General features: G+C 38.4%; 15 protein-coding genes. 12 read left to right on the top strand and 3 right to left on the bottom strand.

The genetic code is table 11. The features are described from left to right. The first annotated feature begins 272 nt into the window (after positions 1 to 272). From B3P16_RS15490 to B3P16_RS15520, 7 genes are all read left to right on the top strand, one after another. Positions 273 to 1,370, top strand: a complete 1,098-nt coding sequence (locus B3P16_RS15490) for a mandelate racemase/muconate lactonizing enzyme family protein (RefSeq protein ID WP_286767342.1) — start codon at positions 273 to 275, stop codon at positions 1,368 to 1,370. Positions 1,371 to 1,620: 250 nt separating this feature from the next. Beyond that, positions 1,621 to 1,992 (top strand): BlaI/MecI/CopY family transcriptional regulator, encoded by a 372-nt coding sequence (locus B3P16_RS15495; RefSeq protein WP_070560671.1) that lies wholly within the window; start codon positions 1,621 to 1,623, stop codon positions 1,990 to 1,992. Then, positions 1,985 to 3,460, top strand: a complete 1,476-nt coding sequence (locus B3P16_RS15500) for an N-acetylmuramoyl-L-alanine amidase (protein ID WP_286843478.1) — start codon at positions 1,985 to 1,987, stop codon at positions 3,458 to 3,460. The genes B3P16_RS15495 and B3P16_RS15500 overlap by 8 nt, the downstream gene beginning before the upstream one ends. A gap of 51 nt (positions 3,461 to 3,511) precedes the next feature. Then, a complete protein-coding gene (locus B3P16_RS15505; RefSeq protein WP_286843479.1) occupies positions 3,512 to 5,704 on the top strand; it encodes an outer membrane beta-barrel family protein in 2,193 nt (730 codons plus the stop codon). Between the two features lie 140 nt (positions 5,705 to 5,844). Continuing rightward, the gene (locus B3P16_RS15510; protein ID WP_046674101.1) at positions 5,845 to 6,825 is read left to right on the top strand and encodes a deoxyhypusine synthase family protein; all 981 of its coding nucleotides are present in this window, start codon (positions 5,845 to 5,847) and stop codon (positions 6,823 to 6,825) included. 91 nt (positions 6,826 to 6,916) lie between these two features. Then, the gene (locus B3P16_RS15515) at positions 6,917 to 7,576 is read left to right on the top strand and encodes a hypothetical protein (protein WP_286843481.1); all 660 of its coding nucleotides are present in this window, start codon (positions 6,917 to 6,919) and stop codon (positions 7,574 to 7,576) included. A gap of 147 nt (positions 7,577 to 7,723) precedes the next feature. Beyond that, entirely contained in the window at positions 7,724 to 8,299 is a 576-nt protein-coding gene (locus B3P16_RS15520) for a non-canonical purine NTP diphosphatase (protein ID WP_112374049.1), read from the top strand. 158 nt (positions 8,300 to 8,457) lie between these two features. On the opposite strand, the gene B3P16_RS15525 is transcribed toward B3P16_RS15520, so the two are convergent. Then, entirely contained in the window at positions 8,458 to 11,031 is a 2,574-nt protein-coding gene (locus B3P16_RS15525) for an OstA-like protein (RefSeq protein ID WP_286843483.1), read from the bottom strand. Between the two features lie 54 nt (positions 11,032 to 11,085). Here B3P16_RS15525 and tilS point away from each other — a divergent pair, with 54 nt between their 5' ends. The 5 genes from tilS to B3P16_RS15550 all read left to right on the top strand — a co-directional run bounded on the left by tilS (position 11,086) and on the right by B3P16_RS15550 (position 14,970). After that, positions 11,086 to 12,417: a tRNA lysidine(34) synthetase TilS gene (gene tilS, locus B3P16_RS15530; RefSeq protein ID WP_112373792.1), complete on the top strand. Its 1,332-nt coding sequence runs from the start codon at positions 11,086 to 11,088 to the stop codon at positions 12,415 to 12,417. A 192-nt stretch (positions 12,418 to 12,609) separates the two neighbouring features. Further along, the gene (locus tag B3P16_RS15535) at positions 12,610 to 13,104 is read left to right on the top strand and encodes a hypothetical protein (protein WP_070560665.1); all 495 of its coding nucleotides are present in this window, start codon (positions 12,610 to 12,612) and stop codon (positions 13,102 to 13,104) included. 89 nt (positions 13,105 to 13,193) lie between these two features. Beyond that, positions 13,194 to 13,514 (top strand): DUF4834 family protein, encoded by a 321-nt coding sequence (locus B3P16_RS15540; RefSeq protein ID WP_070560663.1) that lies wholly within the window; start codon positions 13,194 to 13,196, stop codon positions 13,512 to 13,514. Positions 13,515 to 13,547: 33 nt separating this feature from the next. Continuing rightward, complete coding sequence (gene recF / locus B3P16_RS15545) at positions 13,548 to 14,651, top strand: DNA replication/repair protein RecF (protein ID WP_070560661.1); 1,104 nt, start codon at positions 13,548 to 13,550, stop codon at positions 14,649 to 14,651. Then, entirely contained in the window at positions 14,644 to 14,970 is a 327-nt protein-coding gene (locus B3P16_RS15550) for a DUF721 domain-containing protein (RefSeq protein ID WP_070560660.1), read from the top strand. The genes recF and B3P16_RS15550 overlap by 8 nt, the downstream gene beginning before the upstream one ends. Before the next feature lie 678 nt (positions 14,971 to 15,648). Here the strand turns inward: B3P16_RS15550 and B3P16_RS15555 are convergent. After that, positions 15,649 to 16,269, bottom strand: a complete 621-nt coding sequence (locus B3P16_RS15555) for an L-threonylcarbamoyladenylate synthase (protein ID WP_070560659.1) — start codon at positions 16,267 to 16,269, stop codon at positions 15,649 to 15,651. A gap of 148 nt (positions 16,270 to 16,417) precedes the next feature. Then, entirely contained in the window at positions 16,418 to 17,863 is a 1,446-nt protein-coding gene (asnS, locus tag B3P16_RS15560; RefSeq protein ID WP_070560657.1) for an asparagine--tRNA ligase, read from the bottom strand. Between the last annotated feature and the right edge of the window lie 182 nt (positions 17,864 to 18,045).

Raw genomic sequence — 18,045 nt, forward strand, 5'->3', positions numbered from 1 at the left:
ATAGGAATAAAAAACGGAAATATTATAAATATTATAATGAAAATGTATTTAGTTTGATTTTATCATTTCTTTTGATATGTTTTATTGCCGATATTGTATTTGATATTCGCCGCAATCAATTCAGTTTGATGCATCGCTGAATAATGCAACATTTGGCAATATTTTTTGTGGGATATGGAAAAATCATCCCAAGATTGCAAGAATATATATAAATTAGGCAAAGTATTGCATATCCTTTATGCTGTATCGACATGGCTTAACTAAAGAGTGAGATGAAAATAACTGAAATTGAAATTTATCGACTAAGCATTCCTATGGAACCTTTTGTTATCGCAACAGGGACGATGGATTATGCGCAAAATACTTTTATACGTATATATACAGATGCTAATATATATGGTGTGGGCGAATGTTCTGCCTTTCCGATGATCGTAGGAGAAACACAAGATACTTGTTTAGTTCTGGCACGGGATTTTGCAAAGATTTGGAAGGGGCGCGATCCTTTGGCTATAGAAGAGCGTTTGGCAGAATTGGACCTATATATCGCCGGTAACAAGACGATCAAATCAGCTTTTGATATGGCCTTGCATGATCTGGCGGCCAAACATGCTGGTCTGCCACTTTATCAATTTCTAAAGGGAGCGAAGCGAGAGATTACGACAGATATCACCTTGGGAATTGCGTCTCCAGAAGAGATGGCGTTGAAAGCAAAACGTTTACAGAGCGAAGGTGCGGTCATGTTGAAAGTTAAGTTGGGAAAGGATCCAAAAACAGATATTGCGCGTATACGTGAAATACGTAAGGCTGTTGGATTCGAAATGCCTATTCGTGTTGATGCAAACCAAGGCTGGTCTTATGAGGAGGCATTAGAAGCATTACAGGGGTTGGAACCTTATAAGATACAATTTTGCGAGCAACCGATGCGTACATGGGACGACGAATATTTACCGCAATTGCGTGCAGAAACAATTGTTCCCGTGATGGCGGATGAATCCGTTTATTCTCACCATGACGCAGAGCGTCTCTGCAAAGCGGATGCTTGCGATTATATCAATATTAAATTTTCGAAATCAGGAGGCATACAGGAAGCCTTAAAAATTAATCATATTGCCGCGGAATACGGTATTACTTGTATGATCGGAGGGATGTTGGAATCTCGCTTGGCTTTAGCAGCTAAAGTACATTTCGCTTATGCTGCACCGAATGTCAAGTTTTTTGATCTGGACACCTGTATGGTTGGCCATCTGAAGGACCCTGTTATAGGTGGGATTCAATATGATGGATACAAAATACATATCTCAGACCAAATTGGAATCGGAGCAGATATGGAACAGACATTTTTAGATCAATGCGAGAAATGGATCATTTAAATTGAAAAAATATGAATAGTATGAACTGGGGAATAGGGACACAAGAGATTATTGTCCTGATTATTATCATTATCTTTTTGATAGCGGCCTATTTGTTTTTCTCTAAGTTGTTGAAAAAGTAGGTTTTAATTGCCTTTTTTTGATTGAATTCCTTCTGTGAACTTGTTTTTCAGTTTTGTAACTTATTTTTAAGTTGTAAAACTGAAAAATAAGTTATAGCTTTATATTAGTATAAACAACGCATCAAATTATGGAAGAATTAACAAAAAAAGAAGAGGAAGTCATGCAGGTGATCTGGAAACTCAACGAGGTCTTTGTCAAAGATATTATTGAGTATCTGGATCCAAGCAGTTCAATTCCTTATAATACAATCTCCTCGATTGTAAGAATATTGGAAAAGAAAGGGTATGTAGGTTATAAGGCCTTCGGAAAAACTTACCAATATTATCCTTTGATTTCAAAGATGCAATACCGGAAATTATCATTCTCGAGAGTGCTCGATCATTATTTTGATGATTCGGTAGAGAATTTACTCTCTTTTATGGTAAAAGAAAAGAAGCTTTCGGCGGAGGATATTCAGAAAATAGAACAACTCATCAAAAAACAAGAAGATCATGAATAGCTTACTTTATTATTTATTTGAAGTTAACTGCAGTCTGGTAATCGGGGCAGTTCTTTATTTTCTGGTATTCAGACAGCTTTCATTTTTTCAATGGAACCGTTATTTTATCCTGGGTTTATGTTTGTTGAGTCTGCTTCTGCCATTTGGAACTGTACGTTTGGGCGAATTATTTCTTCCGTCGGCAAGTCCGGCTCTCGCTTTTGGACAATCCAATACACTAACTCATTCCATCGGAACTGCGAGTGGTCTCGTGTCAGAAGTAGAAATGGCCGATTCTTTCTGGCACTCCTTTTCGATCGGATATGGCATTGCTTATGGTTATCTGCTTGTATCTTTTGTATTGTTGTGCCGCTTTGCGTTTCGCTATATCCGCTTATACCGTCGAATTGGACAGTTAAGTCAGTATAAATTTGACGGATTTACAATGGTTGCTCCTTTTGGACATTATGCGAATTGTTCAGTGCAGCATGTCATTGTTATGGAAGAGGATCAGCTCGATACGCCAGAAGGTAAATTGATTTTTGAGCATGAGCGTCAGCATATTGTTTTTAACCATTGCCGGGATAAATGGTTGATAGAAATTTTTCGTTGCCTTTATTGGCTAAATCCATTTGTTTATTGGTTGCGTAGACAGCTGTATTTGCTGCATGAATATCAGGTTGATGAGGTGTTGGCCAATCGATATGGTAACAGCGGCTATGCCCGTTTTCTACTGACTCAAACACAGCAGCCATGTCCCACTGGGTTGCAGAGTAGTTTATTTAAGAATAGACATGAGTTGGTGGAGCGGGTACAGGTTATGATGTCAAAACCTTCCTCCAAAAAGGCAAGATGGCAGTACGTATTGACCATTCCATTACTAGGTCTTTCACTGTTATTTTACTCTTTTATTAATCCACCGAAGAACACTTGGTTTTCTACTTCTTTAAAAGAAGGAAGTAATCGGTCTAAAACGATCATTCTTGACCCCGGACATGGAGGAAAAGACACGGGTGGTATTTCATCTTTCGGATTGGAAGAAAAATCATTGACCTGGGAAACCTGTTTGCTTTTGAAACAGGAGCTGGAGCGCAAGGGGCACAAAGTCGTATTGTCAAGAGCGGCTGATGAATATAAATTACTCAGAGACCGATCGAACGTTGAAGGGGATTTATTGTTATCAATCCATTTCGACAATGTAAAGGGCAAACAATCTCTTCCTATACGAATATTATATCAGTCGGGGGTTAGTCATACGATGCTAGAAGAGCTTAACCGCAAATTTGCGTTTAGTTTGGGCCAAATGTTGCAACAGAATGGACTGGCTGCGGGTACTCCAGCGATAAATACAAAGCTTGCAATTTTACGCGGTGCTAAAATACCGGCGCTTCTCCTTGAGCTGGAGAACATCAATGCCATTGATAAAAACGTAAAACCTGAATTTATCCATAAACTAGCACAGGCTATAGACCAAAGCTTTGAAGACTAAGCGTTAATTTTCGTAGATATCATGAAGTTTAGGATACTTATAGGGTTATCCATGGCATTGCCATGTCTGTTATCGGCGCAAATAGTCCCCAAAACTAAACAGCAATTAATCGACAGCACGATGCTGCGAAATACTGGATCCGATTCAAGGAGGATAGATACAGTGCTTGTTGAGGGATCAGGGCCTCTCGAACAGCAACTTTTGGATCGGGTCCGTATTCGAACGGACAGCAATCCCGTTTTATTGAATGGAAATACGTTGGCTGTTTTAAATGCCATTCCGAGTATCCAGGTAGACGAATTAGGCAATTTTTCTTTACAGGGAAAAACGGGCGTGTTGATTACCGTCAACGGCAAGCAGACCTATCTCAACGGAACCTCTTTGATCGCCTATTTAAAATCTATCCCGGCAAGCTCTTTAGAGAGCATTGATCTCATGACCATTCCACCAGCAAAATGGAGTGCGGAAGGGGCCGGTGGAGTAATTGATATTCGTATCAAAAAGGATGTCCTGAAAGGTCTAACAGGAAATGTTTTTTTAGGAGCATCAAAAGGAAGGCTTTGGAAATGTAATAATGGCGTGGGGCTGCAGTATGGAATGAAGAAATGGACCTTAAACTCCAGTTTTTCCGTTGCACGCTCTTCGAATTATTTTGATGTTGACCGTAGGCGTGAACTTGCGTATCGTGAAAATGTTCATTATGTGATCGGACAGCTGAATAAAGAGACGAATAGCACGCAGGAATTTAATGGGCGTTTGGGCATGAATTATCGGATCAACAAGTTGTCTTCGGTTGAAATGAACTGGAATTATCTTCATCATAATTATGAGGAGCTAGGCGTCTATCAAAATGATTTTTCAGCCGATGGAACATGGAAAAAATCTACTTCTTCAACCAGTAATCTGAGAAAGCCCCTGCATCGAAATAGTATAAATATTCACTATGATTTTGCTGGTGAAAATAAAGATAAAGCACTGCAGTTTGATTTTGATTATTTGCGATATAGTAGTATTAGGAAACAGGATTTGAAGACAACGACGAGCACTTTTTTTTCTGAACAGCAAGGGCAGCGGCAATTTTTGCGCTCGAATAACCCCTTCTCTGTTGATCTCTTTGGCTTCAGAGGTGACTTTCAACGTACGCTAGGCGGTTCATTCGCGATGGAGGCAGGCTTTCAGACGACTCAGTCTCAACGTCAATCGTATGGACATTATCAAAAAGGGGGGAAAGAGTATGCACTGGCTAACGATGATAGCCTAGAAAATACGGTTAAACAAACCGAATATCTGGAAGCGATTTATACTGATTTTCAGCTAAAACTTGCACAATGGGAAATTAAATTGGGCGTACGCGCTGAATACACACAGTTTCAGACGAAAATTGACTATATAGATCGAGATGTGAATGGAAGGAAACAAATGTTCAATCTGTTCCCAACTTTTTTTGGTATTTATCGAATCAATAAAAATAAAGACCAAGCAGTACAGCTAGCTTATGGACGAAGAATATCGCGGCCAAATTATCAAGATCTAAACCCCTCAATTTTCTTTTTCGATCCAAGCACAAGCTATCAGGGTAATGCGCAGCTTTCCGCTCAATTGTCAGATAATATGGATCTTAAATATGTTCATGGTCAACAATGGAATATTGGGCTTTCTTTGGTCAATCATCGAAATTACATCTCCATGGTCCATCAGCTTAGTGCCCAAAATTATACGCAAACCTATCAGAATATTGCCGGTGTTAAGAGTGCTGCCATCTCGATGAATATGGGAACGGCCGTTGTTAAAAATATGACAATCTATGGTTTTGGTCAGATTCAGTATATACATTATAAAAACATACCCACCGAGCTGAATGACCTTCTGATCAATCGGGGGCTTTGGTCCTTTCAGAGTAATTTAATGATGCAGTTAAATTTACCTTATCAGATGACGGTAAATTGGACAAACTCATACCGGACTAATGTGCTTTATGCACAAACGGTTATAAAACCTTTATATGAAATGCATCTGGCGGTCAATAAACAGTTTTCGAACTCGCTAAGTCTTGCGCTTACAGCACGGGATCTGTTCCATAGCCGAGTTTTGAAAAGAGAGATTTTAGGGCAGGGATTCAGCATATATTCTAAAACGGTGGTCGATTCAAGAATTATTGGAATAAATTTTAACTATACATTTGGCCTTTATAAAAAGCAAAACATCAAACAGACGTCGATTGAAGGAGAAGTGTCACGTTTATAAGCACAACTTAGGAATACCATTCCTTTTACATTTGTTAAAAAAATGTGGTCTATACGTGTTTTAAATCTCTATTGGGACGAAAATAGATTATATTCAGTACCTTTGCGGTACTTATTATTTTATAAAAGTTAGAAAATATCATGAGTACTCAAAAAGGACCTATTTCTCAATTTATTGAGCATAATTACCGTCACTTTAACGCAGCTGCATTAGTAGACGCTGCAAAAGGTTACGAGGAGCATCTGTTGGATGGTGGAAAAATGTTGATCTCTTTGGGAGGTGCAATGTCTACTGCCGAATTGGGTGTTTCTTTAGCAGAAATGATCCGTCAAGATAAAGTACACTTTATTTCTTGTACTGGTGCCAATTTGGAAGAGGACGTGATGAACCTTGTCGCACACTCACACTACAAAAGAATTCCGAATTATAGAGATTTGACAGCTGAGCAAGAAAGAGAGCTATTGGATAATCACTATAATCGTGTTACAGATACTTGTATTCCAGAAGAGGAAGCTTTTCGTCGTCTGCAAAAACATCTCGAGGATGTTTGGCATGCTGCTGAAGCTAAAGGTGAGCGTTACTTACCACATGAGTTTCTTTATCAGGTTGTTAACTCAGGTGTGTTGGAACAATATTATGAGATCGACCCAAAAGATTCTTGGATTGTTGCAGCAGCTGAGAAAAATTTACCGATCGTATGTCCGGGATGGGAAGATTCAACGACAGGTAATATCTTCGCTTCCAATGTGATAAAAGGTAAATTGAAAGCAAGTACAGTAAAATCGGGTATCGAATACATGATTTACTTGACAGAGTGGTACCGTAACAACTCCGCAGGTAAAGGTGTTGGATTTTTCCAAATCGCAGGCGGTATTTCTGGTGACTTCCCAATCTGTGTAGTTCCGATGATGTATCAGGATCTTGAATGGGAAGAAGTACCTTTCTGGGCTTATTTCTGTCAGATTTCGGATTCAACTACTTCGTATGGTTCTTACTCTGGTGCTGTTCCAAACGAGAAAATCACTTGGGGCAAATTAGATATTGATACACCTAAATTTATCGTAGAATCTGACGCGACGATCGTTGCGCCATTAATTTTCTCGTATATCTTAGGTCACTAATCTTTTTGACATACAGAAAGGAGCGATTCTTCGCTCCTTTTTCTTTTCTCTTTTTCTTCTTTATCTTTACGGTTTAATATTTCTTTTCCCGATGAGCAATCTTACAACAGATAATCCCGTTGCACTTCAGGCCTTAATGGATGAAACCATCTTTGGAAATGGTTTTAATTTTCAAGCCGATCTGTCTGTACATCCTTTACAGGAGGAGAACAGTACTCATGTGCAATATGCTGACCCCTCATCCTCGACAACGAAGGATACCTCGTATGTGGCAGTGGGGGTAGGTGCGGAGCAGGCCGCTATGGCTATTAAGTCCGGCAGGGTTGGCGATACTGTTGACAATCTGGAGGTATTGGGAGGTGAATTTATTTATCAAGGAAATAAGGATCAGGGCATACTATTTATATTGCGCTACGAGCAATATCCCTACTTTTCTCCCGCAGCATTGGACGCTTTTGAAAAAACAATTGGTGCCTTGAAATTGACTAAAGAGACCGTTGCGGTACTCAATTTGGCAAATCCCCATAATCCGAATGATTTTAAGCGCATTATGCAGTTTTTTCAACCGACTAAGATTATATTGTTGGGTGTGGAACCCGAGTCTTTGAAACTTCCATTTATTGAACATAATTCCTACATGAAAGGCCGTATTGCAACGGTTTTTAATACGTTCAGTTTTGAAGAGATGTTTGTCGATGTGAATAAAAAGAAGCTGTTCTGGAACGAATTTAAGACCTTTATTGTTTCCTGATTTTATCAGATACTTGTTCTGAATAAAAATTGGGGTTTAATGCTTATTTTTGGGGGCGTGAATTCATGGAAAGATAGTAACATACTAGAACGTGAGGAGCACTGTCAACAAAGAGAAAGAACAAACAAAAAGCTAAATTTGAAGAAGATGCTAGAACTTGTATTTGCAACCAATAATGCCCATAAATTGGAGGAAGTCCAAGCGATCGTGGGAAGTGCTTTTATCATTAAGAGTTTAAATGATATTGACTGTAGCGATGATATTCCAGAGACAGGAGAGACCTTTGAGGAAAATGCCAAGCAGAAAACAGATTATTTGGTTAATAAATATGGACTTTACTGTTTTGGAGATGACTCAGGTTTGGAAATTGATGCATTGAATGGCGAACCGGGAGTTTATTCAGCACGTTATTCGGGATCAAGGGATATGGAAAAGAATATTGATCTTGTCCTACAAAAATTAGGCGATAACACCAATCGTACAGCGAGATTCAAAACAGTTATTTCATTATATTTGAATGAGCAGCAGCACTTTTTTGAAGGAAGTATCGAGGGGAAAATTATTGAAGAACGTAGAGGTATTGATGGCTTTGGTTATGATCCCATTTTTATTCCGAATGGCTATGATAGGACGTTTGCCGAAATGACAGCGGCAGAAAAAAATAGCATTAGCCATCGAGCGATTGCTGTTGGTAAACTTGCTACATATTTAAAAACGAAATAGGTTAATAACTACCTCATTTGAGTTATAAATAGAAATTTTCATTTCTCTGAGCTAAGGAATGAGTGCGTCTGATACGATCAGGAGATAGCCTTAAATTAAAAAAGCAGCGCAAAACAATTTGTTTTGCGCTGCTTTTTTGTGCGACTCAGTATTGACGGTTATTTAGCTTTTACTTTTGTTTGAATACTATCTTGAGCAGGTATTATCGCCGATTTATTGGTTGTTGAGTCAGACTTCGCAGCTGCTTTGTCGGTTGCGGTCTTTACATTTGTTTTTGTAGCGCTAACTTTATCCGTTGTTTCAGATGGCTTAGCTGTTTTGGTTACAGCGTTTGTTTTATTGTTTGCAGCACCCACCTCTTTTTCTTCCTCGAGCGTTTCGGTAGCACCAGCTTTCTTAGCGGCACCTTTTTGAGGGGTCGTTGTTTTATCGCCTTTTTTAATAGACTTCATTGTCCCGGATTCTTCACCTTCTGGTGCAGTCGGAACCGTAAATGACGCTTTTGAAAGATCCCTTTTTCGATTTAATAAATCATCTTTTGATTTAGGTCGATCTTCGGGACGCCAGGTGAAATTCGGAAGAAATTCTTTGTCGGCCGTGACTTCAGCAATGGGATAGACTTTGCCATCCACTTTCCGGATAGATACATATTCCTTCAACTTATTATCTTCCATCAAGATCTTGAAACGACTGCTTCGATCATGTACAAGCTCAGTGGTTACATTGGTCTTTTCATCAATATTGTAAAAGATATTTTCTGCATTGCCATCAACAAACAAACGTTCCATACGGTTATTGGTGAAAAAGCTGGTAATCTTACGGCCCTTAATCTGATTGAACTTTAATGAGTCGCTTGTTGCGTTCACCATGAAAGCATTACCGACGAGTAAGGAATTGTCCAATTTCTGATTCTTTACCTGTAAAAATATGGTATCTCCGGAGATTTGTGAGTTTTCGGCCCACATCATTGGTTTTCCCATCAGCCTGAACATCGAATCTTGCATACCATAATACATAGAATCTGCTACAGCCTGCAAGTCTGATTTAAATAATCGTGCATTATAGTAGGCTTTTATAATCCGTGTTTTAGCAGTATCCTGTGCGAGAGAATCTCTTCTATTCTCTTGGGCATTTTTTAAAGCTGCTCCCATCAATTTATCGGATTCACCGCCTTTGGGGATGATCGCTTTTTTACGCAAAACACTATCAGCCTTGAGGTTTTTTTCAATTTCTATCTTGTTTTGATCGCCGACAATAACTGGTGTTTTCTTTGGTGCAATCGGTTTTTTATTTATAAGTGTATCTTGTACTTTTTTAATGCTCTTTTCAAGAACCGGTTTGTCACTGTCTTTTTTAGACAAACTGTCTATTCCCTTGTGAAGGTTAACTCTTGTGTTATCTGATGTACCAGTAGAATCAACTGTTGTTGAGCTGGAATCCTGGTCACCATAATCGACTTCATTGTCATCTTCAATAGCCCCACCTTCACGATTCAATTTAAAATCTTTTGCAATATAATCTCGGCGAAATATCATCTGTGAGAAGAGGGTGTCGGCTGTCATAAAAACAGAATCGACTTGTGAATCAGCCTTAAGGGTTTTACTATTATCGCTTTTGATATTTTTACCTGGATGTTCCTTTTCTTCTAGAACAACTTGCGATGTGGCTTTATTTGATTTGAGTTCATCTTTGTTTTGTTCTTTTTCAATCTTCTTCAATTCCTTGGCTTCATTTTTTCGCTCTTTCTCCGATTTTTGTTGGACAGGAGACAAAGAAGATACAGAATCTTTTTGTGTTGAATCTTTTTTGACCACCGAAATGATCAGGGGTTTGTCTGTCATTGTAATGGATTCGTTCCTCCCGTTGTACAAACCAAATCCACCATAGGCGTAAAATTTGTCTAAGGTATCAACAAAGACCACATTTTTTACGGCTTTACCGATTCCCGCTTGTCTATCGTAGAATAGGCTGTCTCCTTTAAGAAACTTTGTCCCTTCTGTGTAGAGGTTGTTTTTTGAGAAATAAGCCTGGCCCGTTGCCATATGGTATCGGCCTTTTTCAGTATACAGGTTTTCCCCTTTATTTCCCTTGATATTCGTGGGACCATAGAAATCAGTAATGCGTGTATTACCATTATATTTCATGGAGTCTGTGTAGACTTTTACATTGGTCGATCGAACCACAACTTTTTGATTGAAATAAGATTCCCCTGTATTTTCGAAATAAGTAGCTCGCTGGCTTGTAATTGTATCGCTTCCTGATAGAATACGCCCGCCGCTGTAATAATTGCCGATTTTACTTCGCATATTGTAGACAAGATGATCGGTCGTTAATACCGATCCACTAGTGCTGACCATTCGAACAGCGCCTGTAAGCGTAGCGAGCTGCATTGCTGCTTCATAATGTAATTTATTGGAAAATATCTGTGTACCGTCGGGTTGAGTAATGATTACGTTTCCAAAGGCTTCAAAAAATTGTCGGCCAATGTTGTCTTTATGTAAATAGCCACTATCTGATGATAGCGTTGAACCTACATGTTCATAGACTGGACGGTAAAACAAAATATTGCCGTCTTTCCCAGTAATAATATGGGATGACGAAAGAAGCTTTAGTTCATCCTGTTTCTGTGCTTGGACCGACAAGCCAGTTAAAATAAATACAATAAGTGTATAAATGTATTGTTTCACAAGGGCAAAAATATGGATTTTAATTGCTACTTCACTGGATTTCACAAATTTTAAGAGTTGAATTTATCATTCGGACAAAATATACCGTAACTTTGTTCTATGAATGTGCTGGAAAGACTAATGGGCTATATTGAAAAGGAGCATTTGTTGATGCCTCATGATAAAATATTGCTTACGGTGAGTGGGGGAAAGGACTCGATGTTAATGGCACATTTATTTGCAAAAGCAGGGTATACTATTGCGATTGCACATTGCAATTTTCAATTAAGGGGAACAGAATCTGATGAGGATGAAGCTTTAGTTCGGAAATTTGCAACGGAAAATAATGTTCCAATATACGTGAAGCACTTTGATACAAAAGCTTACGCAAAGGACCATCAGATTTCGATTCAAATGGCGGCCCGGGAACTTCGCTATACTTGGTTTGAGAAATTGCGACATGAACTGCAGTTCGATCGAATTGCAGTAGCCCAGCATCTGAACGATCATATCGAAACGGTACTCCTGAACCTTTCACGTGGAACGGGTCTCCAAGGACTCCAGGGTATTTTCCCTATCCGGGAACGCATCATTCGGCCACTACTTTTTCTGAAAGCAAGCGAGATTGAACATTTTGTTGATATGTATGGGATTGCTTATCGAGACGATCAATCCAACTTTTCAACAAAATATGCGCGTAATAAAATAAGAATTGATATCATCCCACATTTTAAAAAACTTCAGCCAGATTTTGAGATAGTCTTCGAGCAGAATATCAATCATTTTAAGGAATCTTATCAGCTGTTGCAGCAATTTGTGGAGCCTATCCGGAGAAAGCTGTTTTATCCTATAGATGAGGGCTGGGGAGTTCGGAAAGAAGACCTGGAACCCTATATGGATAATTTGCCTTTACTCTATGAGTTATTTTCGGCTTTTAATTTCTCAAAGGCGGTACTAAGTGATCTTCAACAGGCTTGGACGAGAGAGTCTGGGCGTATTTTTCAATCCGATGCCTACCATATGCTCTTGGATAGAAATGAGCTTTTTATTCGTGAAAAGGAATTTATTTCTCCCGACGAGGCTTTAATCACCTCCGAAACTTCAACTGTGGAGTGGAAACACTATTGTTTTCATGCCAATGTTTCTGCGGATCTAGCTATCGTCAAAGCGAGTGAGGTTGCAAAGCTGGATTATGATGTATTAGTTTTCCCGCTCACGATTCGATCATGGAAAGTCGGCGACAGCTTTTATCCTTTAGGTATGGAAGGGCGGAAGAAGTTGAGCGATTTTTTTATCAATAAGAAGATCAGCTTATTTGAAAAAGAAAATATTCCGATCGTAGTGAATGGAAATGGAGATATCCTATGGGTAGCCAATTATCGCATGGACAATCGTTATAAAATTACCGCCAATACAAAAAAAGTCCTTACTTTAGTTTGCAAAACTGATTAGCAGCAAAAATTGCTGATGTTAATCAGCGCCAAGGGTCTCTGTTTTGAGAATTAATGCCATATGGTTGATAGTCCAAACAATGGGCCCTGCAGGTGACAAAATCTATAGAAATAAAAACGAAGTTATTGAGAAGCTCTGCTATTAGAAAACAATGGTGTGAAGTCTCCAAATTAATAGCTAAATCTTAAGTAAATGAAAGAAGGTGTACTTTATTCGGAAAATCAATATTTAGGTCGTGACCGTGTTTGGATAAGCGTGCGTCTAGTGCTCGTACTTTTTTGTTTCACAGCATTTTATTTGAATTTAGACCATTTGATATCGAGTCAATTGTTCTTTATCGTAGGAGTAGGTATTATCATCACGTCCATTGTCATGATGTATATGGTATTATTCCGTACGGAAGTATTTCAAGACCATATACTGATTAGTGGACTATGGTCTACTCGTGTCGTCAAAATCGATCTTGCCTCTATTACAAAAATAGAAAAGGCGCCTTATAGCACATTCTTTTTCAATAATCCGGTTTATAACCTGCATACAAAAGGAAAGATTAAATTCTTTGCTGGTGGCAAAAATGCTGTTTTTTTAACAGATAAAGATGGTCTTACTTACGTATTGGGAACACAGCGCCAGGAAGAGCTCTATCGAATAATTATGGAAACAAAAGGGCGATTAGGAAAGTCTTAAAATTTGTTAATAAATTCTTATCTGACATTTTAAAGACAACAGTTTATCGAGTTATTGGTTAAATTTGAGAAAATAGCAACGAATTAACTATGGCATTTTTAAAATTTATACTTATTGCATTCGCTGTTTACTTTGTAGTAAGATTCTTATTTAGATTATTTTTACCATTTGCAATGCGTAAGGCAGCTGAAAAGTTGATGAAAAAAGCGCAGCAGCAGGGTGGAGCATACGGTAGCCAAGGATCAGGCGGTACATTTTATTATGAATTTAATGGTCAAGGACAACAGGAAAGTAAAAGGTCTCAGCCCGAAGGGAAGGTACATGTCGATTACATTCCACCGAAGGATGGCCCTGAACGTAAAGGGACTGAAACAGCTGGTGAGTTTGTGGATTTTGAGGAAATAAAATAATTTTTAGCAACCCAAATAGCGTATCTTTGTGCTATGTGGCTGAAGCAACTTTCTGTTCTGAATTTCAAGAATTACTCGGAATCATCTTTGGAATTTCTTCCCGAGGTAAATGCGTTTACAGGGAATAATGGTGTTGGTAAAACCAATCTTTTGGATGCGATTCACTATTTATCACTCTGTAAAAGTTATTTCAATCCAATTGATTCGCAGCATATCAAATCAGGTAATGACTGGTTTATGGTACAGGGTGAGTTTGATAAAGAATCAATTAGTGACTTCATTTCTTGTAGCCTTAAGAAAAATCAGAAAAAGCAGTTTAAAAAAAATAAAAAGGATTATCCCCGACTCGCTGACCATATCGGCTTATTTCCTTTGGTCATGATATCTCCCAATGATAGCATCATCGTAACAGATGGGAGTGAAGAGCGCAGAAAGTTTGTCGATAATGTGATTTCCCAGACAGATAATAAATATTTAGATACCCTAATTATTTATAATAAGTTTTTAGCCCAACGTAATAGTCTCCTTAAACAAGCGCGTCAAACCAGTGTATTGGATCTAGGCCTAATCGAAATTCTCAATTTTCAACTTGAAGAAGTAGGAAATATTATTTTCCAGAAAAGAAGGTCTTTTATGGAGGAATTTCAGCCAGAGTTTGATCGACACTATCAGTTCCTTACCGAGGATGCAGAGTCTGTTCACTTACACTATGAATCGCCTTTAATGGCTGATTCTTTTCTAAATATTTTGGAGAAGAATTTGGAACGTGACCGTATTCTGGAACGCACAACTCAGGGAATACATAAAGATGATCTGATCTTTACCATTCACGGCGGAATGCCCTTAAAAAAGTTTGGCTCCCAGGGCCAACAAAAATCTTTTCTAATTGCACTGAAGCTTGCGCAATATTCTTATCTACAACAGAAAAAAGGTTTTAAGCCTTTACTTCTTTTGGATGACATCTTTGATAAACTTGATGATCGCCGTACACATAAATTGATGCAGATGGTTTCAGAAGATGATTTTGGACAGATTTTCCTGACGGATACAGATTCCATGAGAATTCAGCGAATCTTTGACGAAATCAGCCGCCCTGTTCGTATCTTTGATATTGAAGGAGGACAAGTCAATGTATAAGAAGCAAACTAAAAAAAGCCTAGAATTCATTCGGTCAAGCGACGATATGACGATTAAAGAGGGGGTTGAGCGTCTTTTGGAGGCTTATAAGCTACGAAGGAAATTTGATGAAACTTCGATCGCATCTGTTTGGCCTCAATTAATTGGTAAGGCTATTGCTAATCGCACACAGCAGCTATATGTTCGTGATAAAAAACTGTTCGTACGGGTAGAGTCTGCTGTTATTAAGAATGAATTGGCGCTTATGCGAAGACAAATTCTAGGAAGAGTAAATGAATATGTAGGTCACGTCATTATTGAAGAAGTCGTGATTTTATAAAACCTCCTTTCATGTTAGAGCAACTCTTTTAATATTTTTTTCCTATATCTGAGGCTAGTGCCTTAAAACTTTTCTCAAACTTCGAGCGTATTGAATTAAAACGAGTATTCTCATTGACGCGACAGCAGAAGAGGAATGGAGCCCAACTATCAAACAGTTTGAAAAGCAACCGGTCGGAAATGCACAGGTTAGATTTGTCCAAGGTGAATTGTGTTGGATTGTTTTTTCCTGGAAAACTACTTATAGAAACAAAGCGCAGAATTGACCTTTTCAACATAGCGATAAAAAGACGGATAGCATATAGTTCTTAACTTTCCACAGGGATCTGTTAGTATAGCTTTTTTATAAACACGCTATTTAACAAATTTGTCGATGACCGCTAACTTATACACATTTTTATGTGTATAACCCCCTACTTATACACATTTTGGTGTTTTTTTGACTCCTGTTAATTTGTGTTATTAACAATTTCATGTTGATAAGTGGTTACTTGTGCACATTTTATGTTGATACGTATAGGTCATTAAGCTACTTATTAACATTCTATATGTTAATAAGTAGTTTGTTTTGTTAATAAGTATGTTAACGGGAGTAGTTTATGCACAAATTACCAACAATGACGCTGGGGAAAATTTTGCAAATAGGTCAGTATGTAGAATTTCTATTGAAAGTTGGTTTTTATAGGAATTGCTCCAAGTCACCTTTTCCTTCACGAATTACTTCAAAAGTTCCTTCTGTAAGATCAACCACGGTAGATGCGACATTATCGCCATAACCGCCATCTATAACAGCATCAACTAGATCTTCGTATTTTTCGTGAATTAATTCTGGATCGGTAGAATATTCAATAATTTCATCTTCATCGTGAATGGAGGCTGTCACAATAGGGTTGCCTAATTGTCTGACAATTTCACGAACAATATTATTGTCTGGAACACGGATACCCACGGTCTTCTTTTTGGAACTTAGGAGCTTAGGGACTTTAGTTGTTGCGTTAAAAATAAAAGTAAAGGGTCCTGGCAATGCTTTTTTCAATACACGGAATACGGAGGTATCGAAGGATTTTGTGTACTGCGAAATATCTGTTAAATCATAGCAGATAAATGATAGGTTCGCCTTTTCTGGTTTTAGCCCCCTAATTTCACATAAGCGTTCTATGGCTTTTTGTTGCGTGATATCACAGCCAATACCGTATACGGTATCGGTAGGGTAGATAATTACACCACCACGGCGAAGAATATCAACCGCCTGTTCTATTGCCCTGGGATTGGGGTTATCGTTATATATCTTAATGAGCATTTTTATTTTTGTTAAGCACCTGAATTAGGTCTAATCTCAGGCCCTATTGTAGGATGTCAATAGGGCAATGGTTATTATCTGCATTCAGATACACTATATATAAAAGAACAACAGCCAAAATATTTTGTTTTGGCTGTTGTTCTTTAGATTAAAATTCTGCGTTTTTCGGTGTGCGCGGAAATGGTATTACATCGCGGATATTTGTCATTCCGGTTGTGAATAATACCAAGCGCTCAAAGCCTACACCAAATCCTGAATGTGGGACTGAACCAAAGCGTCGTGTATCCAAGAACCACTCCATTTCTTCTGCAGGAATACCAACTTCAGCCATGCGATCGAGTAAGCGATCAAGATTTTCTTCACGTTGCGAACCACCGACCATTTCACCAATACCTGGAAAAAGAATGTCCATGGCACGGACTGTGTTTCTTCCTTGTGCATCCGGCTCATTTTGCTTCATATAAAAGGACTTGATTTCGCGTGGATAGTCTGTTAAGATAACAGGTTTTTTGAAGTGTTTTTCCACCAAATAACGTTCGTGTTCCGATTGTAAATCAGCTCCCCAGTCATCAATTAAATATTTGAATTGTTTCTTCTGGTTTGGTTTGCTACGCTTTAATATTTCAACGGCATCTGTATAGGTTACGCGTTCAAAATCGTTTGTTAAAACAAAGTTCAATTTCTCTACCAGGTTTAATTCTGACCGTTCCGCAGCTGGTTTCGATTTCTCTTCTTCCAATAAGCGATTTGTTAAGAACTCAATTTCTTCTGGACAAGTTTCCAAAGCGTATTTGATGACATATTTCAGCAAAGCTTCGGCCAGATCCATATTGTCTTCCAATTCATAGAAAGCCATTTCTGGTTCGATCATCCAAAATTCGGCTAAGTGACGTGTTGTATTTGAGTTTTCCGCTCTAAATGTAGGGCCGAACGTATAGATGTTTCCAAAGGCCATAGCGCCAAGCTCCCCTTCTAATTGGCCTGATACAGTAAGGTTCGTCGATTTCCCAAAGAAGTCTTCTTTGAAATCGATATCTCCATTTTCTTTACGTGGCGGGTTTTTTAAATCCAAGGTTGTAACCTGGAACATTTCTCCAGCACCTTCCGCATCCGAACCTGTGATGATTGGTGTATGCATGTAGACAAAGTCATTTTCCTGAAAAAACTTGTGTACTGCAAATGCTAAAGCATTACGCACTTTGAATACCGCATTGAATGTTCCGGTACGGAAACGCAAATGCGCAATTTCACGTAAAAATTCTAAGCTATGCTTTTTGGGCTGTAATGGATATTTTTCGGGATCAGAGTCGCCAATAATACTAACTTCTGTCGCTTTAACCTCAACTTTTTGCCCTTTACCCAGTGATTCTACCAATTGACCTTTTACGCGAACTGCTGCTCCAGTGGTGATCCGTTTTAAGATATCTTCAGGTGTATTTTCAAAATCGACTACTGCTTGAATATTATTGATTGACGAACCGTCATTGATTGCTATAAACTGATTGTTACGGAAAGTTCTTACCCAACCTTTAACAACGACCTCTTTGCCAAATTCTGTGGCATTCAATAGTTCCTTTATTCTTGTGTGTTCCATCTTAATTTTTGGAGATTGACTTGTAAAAGATGCTTTGTTAGAAAAGCAATACAAAAATAAGCTATTCTGTTGGTTTATTGGTTATAAATGTTGATTTAATTCACTTGAAGATGGTTCGTTAATGTGCAAAGGAAAAATATTTTTTGAAATAAAGATGGGTGAAAACGCAAAGCAGGGGAAAC

It is taken from the genome of Sphingobacterium sp. UBA7631, from assembly GCF_002483935.1.
Taxonomy (GTDB): domain Bacteria; phylum Bacteroidota; class Bacteroidia; order Sphingobacteriales; family Sphingobacteriaceae; genus Sphingobacterium; species Sphingobacterium multivorum.

Bases quoted from the DNA above. Each gene is read 5' to 3' on its own strand.
- B3P16_RS15490 (WP_286767342.1), top strand. From the start codon at position 273: ATGAAAATAACTGAAATTGAAATTTATCGACTAAGCATTCCTATGGAA.
- B3P16_RS15495 (WP_070560671.1), top strand. From the start codon at position 1,621: ATGGAAGAATTAACAAAAAAAGAAGAGGAAGTCATGCAGGTGATCTGG.
- B3P16_RS15500 (WP_286843478.1), top strand. From the start codon at position 1,985: ATGAATAGCTTACTTTATTATTTATTTGAAGTTAACTGCAGTCTGGTA.
- B3P16_RS15505 (WP_286843479.1), top strand. From the start codon at position 3,512: ATGGCATTGCCATGTCTGTTATCGGCGCAAATAGTCCCCAAAACTAAA.
- B3P16_RS15510 (WP_046674101.1), top strand. From the start codon at position 5,845: ATGAGTACTCAAAAAGGACCTATTTCTCAATTTATTGAGCATAATTAC.
- B3P16_RS15515 (WP_286843481.1), top strand. From the start codon at position 6,917: ATGAGCAATCTTACAACAGATAATCCCGTTGCACTTCAGGCCTTAATG.
- B3P16_RS15520 (WP_112374049.1), top strand. From the start codon at position 7,724: ATGCTAGAACTTGTATTTGCAACCAATAATGCCCATAAATTGGAGGAA.
- tilS (WP_112373792.1), top strand. From the start codon at position 11,086: ATGAATGTGCTGGAAAGACTAATGGGCTATATTGAAAAGGAGCATTTG.
- B3P16_RS15535 (WP_070560665.1), top strand. From the start codon at position 12,610: ATGAAAGAAGGTGTACTTTATTCGGAAAATCAATATTTAGGTCGTGAC.
- B3P16_RS15540 (WP_070560663.1), top strand. From the start codon at position 13,194: ATGGCATTTTTAAAATTTATACTTATTGCATTCGCTGTTTACTTTGTA.
- recF (WP_070560661.1), top strand. From the start codon at position 13,548: ATGTGGCTGAAGCAACTTTCTGTTCTGAATTTCAAGAATTACTCGGAA.
- B3P16_RS15550 (WP_070560660.1), top strand. From the start codon at position 14,644: ATGTATAAGAAGCAAACTAAAAAAAGCCTAGAATTCATTCGGTCAAGC.
- B3P16_RS15555 (WP_070560659.1), bottom strand. From the start codon at position 16,269: ATGCTCATTAAGATATATAACGATAACCCCAATCCCAGGGCAATAGAA.
- asnS (WP_070560657.1), bottom strand. From the start codon at position 17,863: ATGGAACACACAAGAATAAAGGAACTATTGAATGCCACAGAATTTGGC.